The 13,962-nt window shown below is 68.4% G+C and carries 14 protein-coding genes; all 14 read right to left on the reverse strand.

Annotation, left to right across the window (positions count from 1 at the left end; all coding sequences use genetic code 11):
* Window positions 1–214 precede the first annotated feature (214 nt).
* From cobK to DW233_RS01865, 14 genes are read right to left on the reverse strand one after another with little or no spacing between them, the layout of a single operon-like run.
* Window positions 215–988, reverse strand: a complete 774-nt coding sequence (cobK, locus tag DW233_RS01805) for a precorrin-6A reductase (RefSeq protein WP_117633800.1) — start codon at window positions 986–988, stop codon at window positions 215–217.
* Window positions 985–1,626, reverse strand: coding sequence for a precorrin-8X methylmutase (locus DW233_RS10315; protein ID WP_199574561.1), 642 nt, complete (start codon window positions 1,624–1,626; stop codon window positions 985–987). The genes cobK and DW233_RS10315 overlap by 4 nt, the downstream gene beginning before the upstream one ends.
* Window positions 1,627–2,142: a cob(I)yrinic acid a,c-diamide adenosyltransferase gene (locus DW233_RS10320; protein ID WP_089571806.1), complete on the reverse strand. Its 516-nt coding sequence runs from the start codon at window positions 2,140–2,142 to the stop codon at window positions 1,627–1,629.
* Window positions 2,139–3,638, reverse strand: a complete 1,500-nt coding sequence (locus tag DW233_RS01815; protein WP_233502852.1) for a cobyric acid synthase — start codon at window positions 3,636–3,638, stop codon at window positions 2,139–2,141. The genes DW233_RS10320 and DW233_RS01815 overlap by 4 nt, the downstream gene beginning before the upstream one ends.
* Complete coding sequence (locus DW233_RS01820; RefSeq protein ID WP_158567783.1) at window positions 3,631–4,854, reverse strand: histidinol-phosphate transaminase; 1,224 nt, start codon at window positions 4,852–4,854, stop codon at window positions 3,631–3,633. Before DW233_RS01820 ends, DW233_RS01815 begins: the two co-directional genes overlap by 8 nt.
* A complete protein-coding gene (gene cbiB / locus DW233_RS01825) occupies window positions 4,851–5,825 on the reverse strand; it encodes an adenosylcobinamide-phosphate synthase CbiB (protein WP_118266401.1) in 975 nt (324 codons plus the stop codon). Before cbiB ends, DW233_RS01820 begins: the two co-directional genes overlap by 4 nt.
* Window positions 5,825–6,781: a histidine phosphatase family protein gene (locus DW233_RS01830; protein WP_233547902.1), complete on the reverse strand. Its 957-nt coding sequence runs from the start codon at window positions 6,779–6,781 to the stop codon at window positions 5,825–5,827. The genes cbiB and DW233_RS01830 overlap by 1 nt, the downstream gene beginning before the upstream one ends.
* 41 nt (window positions 6,782–6,822) lie before the next feature.
* Window positions 6,823–7,590, reverse strand: a complete 768-nt coding sequence (gene cobS, locus DW233_RS01835) for an adenosylcobinamide-GDP ribazoletransferase (RefSeq protein ID WP_089571795.1) — start codon at window positions 7,588–7,590, stop codon at window positions 6,823–6,825.
* Window positions 7,587–8,135, reverse strand: coding sequence for a bifunctional adenosylcobinamide kinase/adenosylcobinamide-phosphate guanylyltransferase (locus tag DW233_RS01840; RefSeq protein WP_089571793.1), 549 nt, complete (start codon window positions 8,133–8,135; stop codon window positions 7,587–7,589). Before DW233_RS01840 ends, cobS begins: the two co-directional genes overlap by 4 nt.
* A complete protein-coding gene (cobT, locus tag DW233_RS01845) occupies window positions 8,132–9,274 on the reverse strand; it encodes a nicotinate-nucleotide--dimethylbenzimidazole phosphoribosyltransferase (RefSeq protein WP_117564100.1) in 1,143 nt (380 codons plus the stop codon). The genes DW233_RS01840 and cobT overlap by 4 nt, the downstream gene beginning before the upstream one ends.
* The gene (locus DW233_RS01850) at window positions 9,267–10,649 is read right to left on the reverse strand and encodes a cobyrinate a,c-diamide synthase (RefSeq protein ID WP_233502793.1); all 1,383 of its coding nucleotides are present in this window, start codon (window positions 10,647–10,649) and stop codon (window positions 9,267–9,269) included. Before DW233_RS01850 ends, cobT begins: the two co-directional genes overlap by 8 nt.
* Complete coding sequence (gene cbiE, locus DW233_RS01855; RefSeq protein ID WP_089571789.1) at window positions 10,646–12,118, reverse strand: precorrin-6y C5,15-methyltransferase (decarboxylating) subunit CbiE; 1,473 nt, start codon at window positions 12,116–12,118, stop codon at window positions 10,646–10,648. Before cbiE ends, DW233_RS01850 begins: the two co-directional genes overlap by 4 nt.
* Window positions 12,106–12,849: a precorrin-3B C(17)-methyltransferase gene (gene cobJ / locus DW233_RS01860; RefSeq protein ID WP_118266404.1), complete on the reverse strand. Its 744-nt coding sequence runs from the start codon at window positions 12,847–12,849 to the stop codon at window positions 12,106–12,108. The genes cbiE and cobJ overlap by 13 nt, the downstream gene beginning before the upstream one ends.
* The gene (locus tag DW233_RS01865) at window positions 12,849–13,940 is read right to left on the reverse strand and encodes a cobalt-precorrin 5A hydrolase (protein WP_233547903.1); all 1,092 of its coding nucleotides are present in this window, start codon (window positions 13,938–13,940) and stop codon (window positions 12,849–12,851) included. Before DW233_RS01865 ends, cobJ begins: the two co-directional genes overlap by 1 nt.
* Window positions 13,941–13,962: the final 22 nt, after the last annotated feature.

The following is a 13,962-nucleotide window of genomic DNA, read 5'->3' on the forward strand; positions in this document are numbered from 1 at the left end:
TAAGCCACCACCAACAAGTTGCGGTGAATTAGGGACTGAATATGCTATCTAGCAGCAAAAACAGACACTATTTCACCGCAACTTATTGAAGGGCTGTTTGCGCCAGTTCTGGGCGTCGTCCTCGAGCTATTGATGGATAACGGGCTTGTACGGGTCGAGCTTGCTCGGGACGCTCCTCCTCGCGGGCGGGAGGGCGCGCAGGCGCGGCAAGCGCCTAGCGCGCGAACTCCCGTAAGAGCACGTCTTCCACTTCCCGAAGCGAAAGGGCCCCGCTTCCCTCGGCGGGACGGGTGACCACGATGCAGCGCGCTCCCACGTCGCGCGCGGCGGCGAGCTTCTCGGCCGTGCCGCCTACGGTTCCCGAGTCCTTAGTCACAAGCCACTGGGCGCCCACCTGCCGAAGCATCGCCTCGTTGAGCTCGCGGGTGAAGGGCCCCTGCATGCCGATGACGTGCGACGGCGAAAACCCCGCGTCGATGCACTTCGTTATAGCACCGGGCAGCGGGAGCACACGCACGAAGAAGCGCTCCGCGAAATCGGCGACGCTCGTGTAGGGAGCAAGCTCCTTGCTCCCCGTCGTGAGAAGCGCGCGACCCGGGTTCTCGGAGAGAAAGCGCGCCGCGCAGGCGATCGACGCGACCGGCACGACGCCTTTGGGCAGCGCCTCGACCGGGCGCGCAAGGCGCAGGCATCGTGCACCCACGGCGAGCGAAGCGGCCCGGATGTTGCCGCTTGCGAGCGTAGCGAAGGGGTGCGTGGCGTCGACAACGATGCACGCGCCGGAAAGCTCGCGCTCCATGTCGGCATCGTCGAGCCTGCCCGCATGCACCTCGATGCCCGGAAGCTCGCCCAAAAGCTCGCCTCCGTACTCGGTTGCCGCGTAGGCACGGGCGGGGATGCCCGCCCTGCTCGCCCATTCGCACAGAAGGCGGCCCTCGGTGGTGCCGGCGAAGATGCGCAGCGCCGGCGCGGATGCGGGCGCCGTCACTTCGGGCCGCCTGGGCGCGTGATCTGGTAGAGCAGCGCGTTCATAATGGCAGCCGCCACGGTCGAGCCGCCCTTGCGACCCCTCGCGACGATGGCTGGCACGCGTCGTGCGAGTAGCTCCTCTTTCGCCTCGACCACGTTCACAAACCCGACCGGCACCCCAACGACGAGCACGGGCGCGATCTTCCCCGCGTCCATGAGCTCGGCGAGGCGCAGAAGTGCTGTGGGAGCGTTGCCGACGGCCACGATGAGCGGACCCTCGATGCCGCAAGCTTTGTCCATGCTCGCAACGGCGCGAGTCGTGCCCGCGGCGCGCGCAGCCGCGGCGACATCAGGGTCGGCCATGAAGCACACGGCCTTGCAGCTGAGCTTCGCGAGCGCGGGCTTGCTTATGCCTGCGAGCGCCATGTTCGTGTCGGTGAGCACCGTGGCCCCTGCGCGCAGTGCGTCGAGCGCACAGTGCGCGGCGTCATGGGTAAACACGAGGGAATCGGCGTACGAGAAGTCGGCAGTGGTGTGGATGACGCGCTTCACGACGAGCTCTTCGAGCGGCGGGAACGTGCGGCCGCCGAGCTCTTCGGTGATGATCTCGAAGCTGCGCCGCTCGATGTCGCCGGGCGCCATCTCCTTGGAATCCATCTAGTACTCCACTCCTTCCCTTGCACATATCCCCTGCTCGTAGGGATGTTTCTTGCACCGCATCTCGGTTATGTAGTCGGCCTTCTCCACGATCTTGCGGGAAGGCGCGCGCCCGGTGAGCGCTACTTCGACGCCGCGCGCGGACATATCGAGCGCGCGGTCCACGAGCGCCTCGTCGACAAGCCCCTTCGAAAGCGCGTCGAGCGCCTCGTCGAGCACGAGCAGTCCCTCTTGCGCGCCCTCGAGCTCGGCAAGCGCGGAAGCGAGGTTCCCATCGTGCAGCTCGCACGTCGCGGCAAGTTCTTCCGACGTCATCGACCAGGTAAACTTGTCCGACACCTTCCCCGCGAACACGGGCACGCCGAAATGCTCGGCGAGCAGGCGCACCTCCCCGCTTTCGCCGTCTTTCAGGAACTGCACGACGACGACGCGGCGGCCTGCAGCGAGCATGCGAAGGGCGAGGCCCATCGCCGCCGTGGTCTTGCCTTTGCCGTCGCCATGATACACGTGGATCATACGCCCTCCTCGATAATGCGGTAGACATACTCCATGTCGAGCGCCCCGCGCACGACGTCGGCCAGGCGGTCGAACTCGCGCGCACGGTGATCGGCCGCGGACGCCGCGCCCGCAGCACCCACGACGTTCTCGGGCAGGCCGCGCATGCGCGCGAGCGAGCGCGCGAGGGCGAGCGCCACCCCCGGTTCGTCGAACAGGCCGTGGAGATAGGTTCCGAACACGTTTCCGCAGGCCGCGCCTTCTGGTTTGCCGCCAATCGTGCCCGCAGGAGCGCAGGAGACGGTCGTTTCGCCGTCGTGAATCTCGTACCCGCGCGCCATCATGCCGTTCCACGCCGAGAACGCGCCTTGGGCGCCCGTGATGCGCAGCTCCGACTGGGCGAGGCGCTTTTCCTCCTTGAACACCGTACTTGCAGGGATGAGCCCGAGCCCGCGCGCGGTGCCAGCGCCTTCCCTGCCGTGCGGGTCGGAAAGCTCGTCTCCCAAAAGCTGGTAGCCTCCGCATATGCCGAGCACCGGCGTGCCCGTGCCCGAAAGCGCGCGTACACAGGCCCCGATGCCGCTAGCCGCAAGCCAGCGCGCGTCGTCGAGCGTAGTCTTCGAGCCGGGAAGCACCACCAGGTCGGGTCGGCCCAGATCGGTCGTCGAGGAAACGTAGCGCACGCCCACGCCGGGCACGCGCGAAAGCGGGTCGAAGTCGGTGAAGTTCGACAGATGCGGAAGACGCACGACGGCGACGTCGATGACGCCGCGCGCCTCGCGGGCAGATAGGCGCGGCGCGAGCGAGTCCTCGTCGTCCAGGTCGAGCGTAAGATACGGCACGACCCCCACGACGGGAACCCCGCACATTTTCTCGAGCGGGGCCAAACCCGGGCGCAGGATTTCCACATCGCCGCGGAACTTGTTCACCACAAGCCCCCGCAAAAGCGCGCGGTCCTCGGGCGCAAGGAGAGCGACCGTGCCGTAGAGCTGGGCAAACACCCCGCCTGGGTCGATGTCGCCCACGAGCAGCACGGGGGAGGACACGGCGCGCGCGAGCCCCATGTTGACGATGTCGTTTTCGGCAAGGTTGATTTCGGCGGGGCTGCCGGCGCCCTCGATGACGATGACGTCGTTATCCTCCGCGAGCGAATCGAACGCCTCCAAAATCTGCGGCATGAGCGCCTTCTTTCGCGCGAAGTAGTCCCTCGCAGCGAAGGCTCCCTGCGCCTTGCCGGCCACGATGAGCTGGCTTCGGTGGCCGCTTTCGGGCTTGAGCAGGATGGGGTTCATGCGCACGTCGGGCGCGATGCCGCACGCCTCGGCCTGCATGATCTGGGCGCGCCCCATCTCGAGCCCGTCGGCCGTGACACCGCTGTTGAGTGCCATGTTCTGGCTCTTGAAGGGAGTCACGCGCAGGCCGTCCTGCGAAAGTACGCGGCACAGCCCCGCCGCAAGCAGGCTCTTCCCCGCGTTCGACATGGTGCCCTGGATCATGATGGGCTTCGCCCTACCCACGGGTATCGACCTCCTTCGCCGAGCCTCGGCCATCCGCGCCCGCCATAGCGCCGCTGAAAGAAGCGCCGCCCCGTTCGTCGGGTTCGCCTTCGCCCGATGCACCTTCCACCCGAAGCACGCGGCTGAACGCCATCGCAAGCCGGGCATTCTCCTTGCGCGTGCGCACCGCGACGCGGCACCAGAAACGGGACAGTACCGAAAACGAGTCGCACGTGCGGACCAAAACCCCATGTTTATACAGGCGCTCAGGGATGTCTTTCGCCGGCGTGCGGACTAAAAGGAAGTTCGCATCCGACGGCACGACGGAAAGCCCGAGCGAGGAGAGCTCGTGGGAAAGCCACGCTCGCTCGCCCGCCAATACATCGCGCGTGCGCGAGACGTATTCAATGTCTTCCAGGGCGGCGATGCCCGCGGCCTCGGCGACCGAGGAGACGGGCCACGCCTGCCCCGCCCGGCGAATCCCCTCGATGAGTTGGGCGTTTCCGCTGATCAGATATCCCAACCGCAACCCCGCCATTCCGTAGAGCTTGGTGAACGCGGAGAGCACGGCCACATGGCGCGAACACGCGGCGCGTGCGGCCACGCTCCTTTCGCAGGCGTCAGGCGCAAATCCGAGGAAGCACTCGTCCACGACGAGCAGCGCGCCCACCTGCTCGCAGCGGCAAGCCGCGGCATCGATCACGCTGGGGTCGACGAGGCGCCCCGTAGGGTTGTTCGGATTGCAGAGGTACGCCACGTCTCCCGGCCCCTCAATCGCGTGGGCGAAGGAGGCGGGCACGTCGAAGTCGTCCGCTTCAGAGAGCGGGAACTCCTGCACGCATGCGCCGTAGTACGATGCCGCCTCCGCATATTCAGAGAACGTCGGCGCGCACACGACGATGCGTTTCGGGCGCACCGCCGCGGCGAGCCGCCAGATGATGTCGGACGCGCCCGCGCCGCAGACGATAGTATCTTCGGGAATGCCCTGGTCGCGCGCTAGGGCGCGAACGAGGGCGAGGCTTTCCCTATCGGGGTAGGCGTCGATTCGAGAAAGCGCCTTGCAAGCTGCGGCGACGGCGCGCGGCGAGGGGCCTGCCGGATTCACGTTCACCGAGAAGTCAATGAGGTCGGAGGCACCCCCTTCGCAAGCGATGCCGAGCGATTGCGCGCTGCCCCCATGCGTGCGGGCGCGCAGGATTCCCCCGGCAGCCCGGGGCGCGGCGTGGTCTTTCCTCATGCCATCGCCCCCACGGCGAGCACGACCGCCGCGCGCGCGGCGCCGAAGAGGACGAGCGCGCATACGGACGCGGCGAGCATGAGCCTTGTCGCCCGGGCGATGTCGCCCCACTCGATTTCGCGGGACGCGTCGCCTATCGTCGGTTTCTCAACGAGCTTGCCGAAATACACCGCGGGTCCTGCCAGGCGCAGTCCGAGCGCACCCGCGCACGCCGACTCGGTCTGCGCCGCGTTCGGGCTCGCATGGCGACGCCTGTCGCGGCGCCAGATGCGCGCCGCCCCGCGCGCGTCGAGCCCGACGATCGGGCACACGGCGATCATGAGCAGGGCCGATAAGCGCGAGGGAATCCAGTTCACCGCATCGTCGAGGCGCGCCGAGGCGCAGCCGAAGTCGATGTAGCGCTCGTTTTTGTAGCCCACCATGCTGTCGAGCGTGTTCACCGCCTTGTACGCCATGCCCAAGGGCGCACCCCCGATCATAAGGTAGAAAAGCGGCGCGATGACACCGTCGCTCGCGTTCTCCGCCACCGTTTCCACGGCGGCGCGCGCGACGCCCTGCTCGTCGAGAACAGACGTGTCACGTCCCACGATGAGCCCGACGGCTTCGCGCGCCGCGACAAGGCCGCCCTTCGAGAACGCGCGGGCAACGGCCAGGCTCTGGCGGCGCAGCTCGCATGCCGCGAGAATCTGATAGCTCGCCCATGCCTCGGCCACGAAGCGCAAGCCGGAGTGAACCATGCCGCAAACATGCAGGATTCCCCAGGTCAAAAGCCCACACGTAAGCGGAAGCGCCACGGCGAGCAGAAGCCCTGCGGCGCGCGTGCCCGCGGACGTTTGCGGGAATGCGCCCCGCAGGCGGCCTTCGGCCCACGTGATCGCGCGCCCCATGGCGACGACGGGATGGGGAAGCCAGCGCGGGTCGCCGAAGGCAAGGTCGGCCGCGAACCCGGCGGCGACGGCAAGAATCGTCATCACCGGGCATCGCCCCCCGAAGCGGAGCGAACGTCGCGAAGGCAACGCCCATCCCAGGTGGCGGCCCATGCGCCGCCCGGCTCGGTATGCACGTCGAAGTATCCCATTTTCGGGACAGCTAGCTCGGAGAGCAGCGCTTTCACGGTACCCGCGTGAACGACGAAGACGGCGCGCCCACTCCCCTGGGCGCGCTCCGATTTGCATGCCTCCCGAAACGCCGCGACGACGCGGCGGGTGAAATCGCTCTTGCCCTCGCCATGCGGGCAGCGCGTCTCGCACCAGGAGTCCACCCAGGCGCGGTAGCGCGCATCCTCTTTAAGCTCGGCGGCGCTTCGCCCCTCGAAGTCGCCGAAATCCATCTCGCGCAGACCGGGGCACGCCATAAGCTCCGCGTTCGGGAAGAGGATGCGCGCCGTCTGGTCGGTGCGGGCCATGCCGCTCGTGATAACACGGAACACGTCACGATCGCACGCGAGGTCGCGCAAAGCGCGCTCGCCCGCGCTCGACAGGGGCTCGTCGGTGCCCGCCCCGCTGTAGCGATGGTCTTCCGTGCCCGCCGTGGCACCATGGCGCACGAAGACGACTTCCAAAGGCGCGCCCGCGCCCTGCGTCCCTCGAGGCGCATCGGCAAGGTTTCCTTTGATGACCTGGGGAATCCCGCACGTCATGCGCACGACGACGTCGGCGCGCGCAGCGAGCGCGCATCCCAGGCGCCCCGCGCGCTCGCGCCATTGGGCGTCTTCCGCACGCATGGGGACGACCCCCGAGCCGACCAAGGGCAGAATCACTGCGTCGAAGCCGATCAGCCGCTCGAGCGCCCGATCAGCGTCGAGCGCGCGTACGAGTTCCTCAGCACGGTATGCGACGCGGCCGGCAAAAGCCGCGGGCACGCCGCCCTCCGCAAGCTGCGCCGCGTCGACGAAATCGTCCGCCGCGAACCCGAGCTTTTCACGCACGAAGGTCCTCTTCCCCGAATGCGCGCCACCTACCACGAGCATCATAGGAGCATGCCCCCCGCCACCAGCATGGCAAGCATCGCGAGCTCGGCCCATTGCAGAAACCATCCGGCCAAATCCCCCGTCACCCCGCCGAAGCGGGACAGGGCAACATGGCGGTACCACGCGAGCGCCAAAAGCCCCGCCACCGCCATAAGGGCGCCGACGGCCTGAGCGCACGCGACCATCCCTGCAGCCGAAGCCGCAGCGAAAGCGCAAAGCGGCACGACGATCGCCGCGCGCTTCTTCGCAGGCGAGAGCCCCGCGGCCATGCCGTCCGCCCGCGCGGCAGGCCAGCATTCAACGGCGAGTCCCGAAAGCGCGCGGGAGAACACGAGCGAGCACAGAAGCGCGAGGAACGCCCCCGCCGTAAGCGGCAGCGCGGTGAACAGGGAAAACTGCAGAATAAGGTACACAACAACACCGATAACCCCGAAGGCGCCCGCCCGCGGATCGTGCATGATCTCGAGCTTTCGCTCGCGCGGGGCCCAACTTGCAAGCGCATCGGAGGTGTCGCAGAGCCCGTCTAGGTGGATGCCTCCCGTCACCGCCACAGGCAGCGCCACGAGCACGGCCGCGACGATGGTCGCGGGCACGCCGAGCAGGTTCGCAACGTGTCCCCACGCCGTCATGAGGAACCCTTCCGCAAGGCCCACCAGGGGAAACGCGGCAAGCGCATGGGTTGACCCGAAATCGGTCCAGGCCGATTTCGGGACGGGGATGCGCGAGAACGTTCCGAACGCCGCGCCGATTGCCTCTGCTATCTTCACCTTGTAGGTCCTTCACCTTTCATCCACACGGGAATCCCGCATACCACTTCGACTGCGCGGTCGGCCAGCGCCGCCACGCCCGCGTTCACGCGCGCGAGCGCGCGCCTCCATGCCTCGGTCCCCTCATCGTAGCGCATCCCATCGGCGAACACGTCGACGGTGACCACCACCGTATACGCAGCGGCCTGAGCGAGCCGTTCGATGCCTCCGAGCACCTCGCGCGCCGCAGCGTCGGGGTCACGTGGGGACAAGCCGCCTTCCGCGAAAAGCTCGTTCGCAACCAGGTTGCCCACGTCCTCCAAAAGAAGCGTGCAGCCGCGCGGAAGCCCGGGCACTGCGGCGCCCACGTCACGCGTGCGCTCGAGGGTGGAAAACCCCTTGCCCTCGCGCAGCGCCCGATGGCGCGCGATGCGGCGGGCGCCATCTTCCCCGAAGGGCTCCATCGTTGCCAGGTACACGCGAGGGCCGTCGTGCCCGAGGCACAGGGACTCGGCGTAGGCGCTCTTGCCGCTCGCGGCGGCGCCGATGACGAGCGTCACCGTCATTTCCCGGCCTCGAAATGCTCGTAAGCAGCCATGCCAGTCGCCGTGAACGTCTTCCCATCCCGGTACACGCGCAGCGCCGAATCCAGAAGGGGCAGATACGCCATGGCGCCCGCGCCCTCGCCCAAGTGCATGCCTGCGTCGAGGGGCGCCTTTATGCCGAGCTCGCGAAGGAGCTCCCGGCTTGCGGGTTCGCTTGATGCGTGGGTGCCCACGAGGTAGCCCAAGGCGTTGGGGCACAGGCGCGCCGCGCACAGGGCCGCCGTGCAGGATATGACCCCGTCGAGGAGCGCCGGCGCCTTCGAGACCGCGGCCCCCAGGTAGAAGCCGCACATCGCAGCGATGTCGAAGCCGCCCACCTTCGAGAGCACGTCGATCGGGTCGGCGGGATCGGGCGAGTTCGCGTCGATAGCGCGCTCGACCACGTCGCGCTTGCGCGCGAGCGAGGCGTCCGAGAGCCCCGCGCCGCGCCCGACAAGGCTCCGCGCGTCCGCCCGGATGAGCACTGCGGCCACCGCCGCCGAGGTGGTCGTGTTGCCGATGCCCATCTCGCCCGCGGCGAGAAGGCGCACGCCGGCGCGGGCAAGCCCGCACGCGACGGCGATTCCGACCTCGATCGCGCGCACGGCCCCATCGCGAGACATAGCGGAGCCGTGAGCGATGTTGCCGCTCCCCCGCCGCACGTTCGCGCGCACCATGCGCGCGTCTTCTATGCCCCGGGCCATACCCACGTCGACGGGCACGACCTCGGCACCCGCGAACGCCGCCATGCGGCAGGCGCTCGCGGCCCCCTCGCACATGTTGCGCGCGACGGCTCGCGTCACATCTTGCCCGCTTTGCGACACGCCTTCGGCAACGACCCCGTTGTCGGAGAAGAATACCGCGAGCGCACGGGGAAACTCGGCCACCTCGGCGCTCCCCTGAGCTGCGGCGATACACGCGACGGCGTCTTCAAAGTCGCCCAATCCCCCCAAGGGGTGCGCGATGGAGTCCCACGCGGCGTACGCGGCGGCACGGGCGCACTCGTCTGCGGGCGCGATCCGGGAAAGCGCGGCTTCGAGCACGGCGCCCGGCGCCGACGAGAACGCGCGCTCGACTTCCTCGCGGATGCAGGCAAGCGCGGTTTCGGTTGCTTCAGCCATGCCGCCTCCTCTCTGCGAACGACGCTGCGGCAGACGCGAACGCGCGCGCAACGTCGGGGTTCGCAGGATAGTACACATGCGGGAAGCCCGCCACCAGGGACGGGGTGGTCGTCATGCACGGCCAGCCCTTGTCGCGCCGGGGCTTCTGCGCCCAAAAGTCGCCGCCCGGGCAGGTGGACTGCCAGTAGTGGAACTCGTGCGCGCGGATGCGTGTGCCGCGCGGCCCGTAGAGCCCGTCGCGTTGGGAAGTAAGCTCCACGTACCCGAAATGGGACAGCCTTCCCCCGTTCTCGCTTGCGCCCTCAAGGGCGCCCGCAACAGGCCAGCGCCACCCCTCGCTATCGGCGATTTCGCGCTGCAGGTACAGAAACCCACCGCATTCGGCGACCGTCGGCATGCCGGATTCCACCGCGCGCCGCACCGCCTCGCGCATCGACACGTTCTCGGAGAGCTGCCGCGCATGGAGCTCCGGGTAGCCGCCCCCCAGATAGAGGGCGCTTGTCCCCCGGGGCAACTCGCTATCACACAGGGGGCTGAAAAAGGCCAGCTCGCAACCCAGGTCCTCGAGCGCGCGCAGATTCTCCTCGTAATAGAACGAGAACGCCTCGTCACGCGCGACGGCGACGATGGGCCGCGCTCCCGCGATCGGCTCCAACCGGTAAGGTTCCTCGCGGATATCGGGTGCCGTCGCCGCTATTTCGAGCAAGCGGTCGACGTCGATGCTCTTTTCCACCAGCTCGGCCATCTTGTCGATGCGCGCGGAGAGCTGCTCGACCTCGTCGGCGGTCACAAGCCCCAGATGCCGGCTTTCGAGTGAGAACGCCTCGTCGGCGGGGATAGTCCCCAAAACCGCGACGCCCGTGTGCTTCTCGATCGCAGGCGCCGCGTAGGCGCAGGCAGCGGCGCTCGTCTTGTTCAGCACGACGCCGCGCACGTTCGCACAAGGCAGGAACTCGGCGATGCCGCGGATTACGGCGGCGAGCGATAAAGACGCCCCGCGCCCGTTCACCACTAAAACGACCGGCGTTTCCGTGTCGCGCGCAACCTGGTAGCTGCTCGCGTCGGCCACGCCGGGCGCCATGCCGTCGTAGAAGCCCATGACCCCCTCGAGCACCGCGACATCCGCGCCCGCGGCGCCGCGTGCGAGCAGGGCGCGCAGCGTCGGGGCGTCAGTGAAGAAGCCGTCTAAGTTGCCCGAGCGCGCACCCACGACGCGGCGGTGAAAGAGCGGGTCAATGTAGTCGGGGCCGCATTTGAAGGCCGCGCATGCAAGGCCGCGACGCGCGAGCGCGCGCAGAAGCGCGCACGTGACGACCGTCTTGCCGCTCCCGCTCGAGGGCGCAGCGACCATGAAGCGCGGGATGGACGTGCTCATCTGGCACCGCCTTCCCCACCTGCGTCGTTGCAGTTAGCAAGCGAGACCACCTCAACGGATGGTTTCCCCTCGGTAGAGGGGTCCTCCCCGACAGGCGACTCAGCAAGCGCGCCGACTTCGGCAAGCTCGTCGGCATCCGCGCCCGCACCACGCGCGCTGACGAGGAACACGGGGTTTTGCGCCTTCATAAGATGGTGCGAGCCTACAGCCTCGGCACGGGCGGCCGACACCTGGCACGCCTCGAACCCCTTAAAGCGCGAACCCGAGAGGAGCGCGCACGCCTCGGTGAGCGTCTCAACGGTGACGCATGGCACGCACAGGCGAACCTGCGAGTTCTTCTCGAGCGCCGCCTCCACGATGGAGGGAAGCTCGCCCGCGCTCCCGCCGACGAACACGGCGTCGGGGACGGGCAGTTTCGCGAGCGCTTCGGGGGCGACACCGGGGACCGAATGCACGTTGCCGCACCCGAATGCATCCGCGTTCTCTCGGATGAGCCGCACGCCGGCCGCGTTGCGCTCGACCGCCCATACCGACCCCGCTCGCGCGACGAGCGCCGCCTCGATCGAAACGCTCCCCGTGCCGGCACCGACATCCCACACGGTGTCGGTCGCGGTAAGGCGCAGCTTCGCGAGCGCGACGGCGCGCACCTCCTGCTTGGTCATGGGAACGTCGCCGCGGATGAAGAGCTCGTCGGGAATGCCCGAGGAAGCGTACGGCCAGCGGGAGCTCGCGGCGCGGGATGCGCCCGCAGAGTCCGCCGCGAAAGAAGCCGCCGCGGGCGCAGACGCGCCGGCCGGCGCCTCGGAGGCTGCGCTAGAGCCCGCAGGCGAACCGGCGCAGCCTGCGAACTCGATAAGCATCACGTTCAAGTCGTCGAACGTCTGACCTGCGATTTCACTTGCGGTCGCGCAGGTGATGCGCTCGTCGGGGTACGACAGGCGCTCGGCCACCGTCACGCGCGCGTCCCCGAAGCCCGCCTGCACAAGCTCGCCCGAAAGACGCGAGGGGTCTTCCCCGCCCGACGTGGCGAGGAAGAGCTCACCTGCGCGCTCGGCCTCGGCCACGATGTCGCACGCCACGCCGTGAGCGCTCGCGAAGCGCCAATCCTGCCATGGACGCGCGAGGCGCGCGGCGAGATACGACGCTGAGCTTATGCCGGGAATGACGCGCACGTCCACCCGCGCGTCGCCGGAGAGCGCCTCCACCAGGCGGCGCGCGCCGCTGAACAGCCCCACATCGCCCGTCATCACGACCACGGCGCGCTGCCACGACGCCGCATCAGTGAGCGCGGCGACGATGTCCGCCGTCTTCACGAGCTCGCATCTCACCACGTCGGGCGGCACGTCGATGCCGACAAGCGCGCGATGAGCGCCGATGACCACGTCGGCGATGTCGATCGCGTCGAGCGCCGCACGCGAGAGCAAGTCGGGGTTTCCGGGCCCCGCCCCGATGATCGTTACCTTTCGCATGGAATCTCCCGATACCCGCGCGGCGTGACCATACGGCCGCCTACGCGCTTCGTGTCCGCGTTGCCGACGAACACGGTGGTGAACATGTCGGCGTCGAACTCCCCCAGCTCGGAGAGCCTGCACATGCCCGACTGCTGCCCCTCGCGCCCGATGTTGCGTACCCAGCCGCAGAGCGTGTCGGGGGCCTTCCATTCGAGCATAATCTTCGCCGCGCGCGAGAGCCTGTCGGCGCGCTTTCTGCTGCGCGGGTTGTACAAACAGATGCAGAAGTCGGCGCTCGCCACGGCAGCGAGCCTGCGCTCGATGACCTCCCACGACGTGAGCAGGTCGGAGAGCGACACGACCGCGAAGTCGTGGGCAAGCGGGGCGCCGAGCACCGCCGACCCGCTCTGAGCCGCGGTGGCCCCGGCGATAACTTCCACGTCTACATCGGGGTAGTCCTCCGCAAGCTCCAGCACGGGGCTCGCCATGCCGTACACGCCCGCGTCACCGCTGCACACGAGCGCCACGGCTTCTCCGCTCTGCGCGCGCGAAAGCACCAGGCGGCACCGTTCGACCTCGTGCATCATCGGCGTCGCGAGATGCGCCGCGTCGGGCACGGCGGCGAGCGCGAGCTCCACGTATTTCGTGTACCCCACAACGATGTCGGCCGCCTCGAGCGCGCGCCGAGCCGCAATCGTCATGCCGTCGGGGCCGCCCGGGCCGATCCCCACCACGAAGAGCTTTCCCATCACCACTCCTTAAACGAAAGATCGATAGTTACCTTGGAAAACGCGACGGTCACGCCGCCGTGAGCGAGCTTCGGGAAGATAAGTTTGCCCCCGCCCGCGAGCGCCGCGCGCTCGCACACATTGTCGACCCCCACCGTCGCGCGCACGAAATCAGATGGCGAAACGCTGCCTTCGACCTGCGACAACTCCTCTGCGGAATACGTCGCAAGCGGGATATTGCGCGCGCGGCAGAAGGCGAGCAGACCCTCCTCGTGCGCCTTCACGTCGATCGTCGCCGCCTCGCGCACGGCCGAAGGCGAGATGCCCGCCTGCCCGCACGCGAGAAGAAACGCCTCCCCGATCGCTTCGGCGCACGCACCGCGACGGCACCCTATGCCCGCAACGATGCAGGGCACGACAAGGCGAAGCGACTCGGGCGCAGGCGCCTGCGCCCGCACGCCCGCCGGCTTCCCCGTCACACCGGCGGGTACGACCTCGCCCGTTGTCTCCGCCGCGCGAACGGACGCACCCGCATTCGCGCCAGCGAACGGCGACACGACGATATCGGCCCGAGCGCGGTCGGACGCAATGTCAACCCCTTCAGGCGGCTGTCCCGAAATCGGCATGTCGGAATAGAGTGCCACGCGCCCGCCCGAAAGCAGCCGCGCCGACACTCGCTTGATAGCCTCGGGATTCGAAACGGCGAGCCCCGCACAGCGCGCCCACGTATCCACCGCCCACACGCCGCGGACGTCGGTCGCCGTGGTGATGACGGGGATGGCCCCTGCCGCGCGTGCCACAGTTTGCGCAAGCTCGTTCGCACCGCCCAAATGCCCCGACAAAAGCGGGACGGCAAAGCGCCCCGCCTCGTCGATCACCACAACCGCGGAATCGCTTGCCTTCGAGGCGACATGCGGCGCGATCGCCCGCACGGCGATGCCCGCCGCGCCCACGAACAGAAGCGCGTCCGACGCTTCCCACGCGAGCGCCGTCCATGCGCGCAGGTCGGCCTTCCCCTCGCCGAACCCGCGCGAAACGGAAACGTCCCAGCCAGGGTCATCTTCACCTGTCTGCGCGCAATCGGAAAGCGCGCGTGCGGTGCGCTCCGCCAACGCATATCCCCTCTCAGTGAAC

It is taken from the genome of Collinsella sp. AM20-15AC, from assembly GCF_003471405.1.
In the GTDB taxonomy this organism is placed as follows: domain Bacteria; phylum Actinomycetota; class Coriobacteriia; order Coriobacteriales; family Coriobacteriaceae; genus Collinsella.

What these genes read in the sequence shown, in the direction of transcription:
- cbiE (WP_089571789.1), bottom strand. Translation starts at nt 12,118, where the DNA reads ATGCGAAAGGTAACGATCATCGGGGCGGGGCCCGGAAACCCCGACTTG.
- DW233_RS10315 (WP_199574561.1), bottom strand. Translation starts at nt 1,626, where the DNA reads ATGGATTCCAAGGAGATGGCGCCCGGCGACATCGAGCGGCGCAGCTTC.
- cobT (WP_117564100.1), bottom strand. Translation starts at nt 9,274, where the DNA reads ATGGCTGAAGCAACCGAAACCGCGCTTGCCTGCATCCGCGAGGAAGTC.
- DW233_RS01850 (WP_233502793.1), bottom strand. Translation starts at nt 10,649, where the DNA reads ATGAGCACGTCCATCCCGCGCTTCATGGTCGCTGCGCCCTCGAGCGGG.
- DW233_RS01820 (WP_158567783.1), bottom strand. Translation starts at nt 4,854, where the DNA reads ATGAGGAAAGACCACGCCGCGCCCCGGGCTGCCGGGGGAATCCTGCGC.
- DW233_RS10320 (WP_089571806.1), bottom strand. Translation starts at nt 2,142, where the DNA reads ATGATCCACGTGTATCATGGCGACGGCAAAGGCAAGACCACGGCGGCG.
- cobJ (WP_118266404.1), bottom strand. Translation starts at nt 12,849, where the DNA reads ATGGGAAAGCTCTTCGTGGTGGGGATCGGCCCGGGCGGCCCCGACGGC.
- cbiB (WP_118266401.1), bottom strand. Translation starts at nt 5,825, where the DNA reads ATGACGATTCTTGCCGTCGCCGCCGGGTTCGCGGCCGACCTTGCCTTC.
- DW233_RS01840 (WP_089571793.1), bottom strand. Translation starts at nt 8,135, where the DNA reads ATGACGGTGACGCTCGTCATCGGCGCCGCCGCGAGCGGCAAGAGCGCC.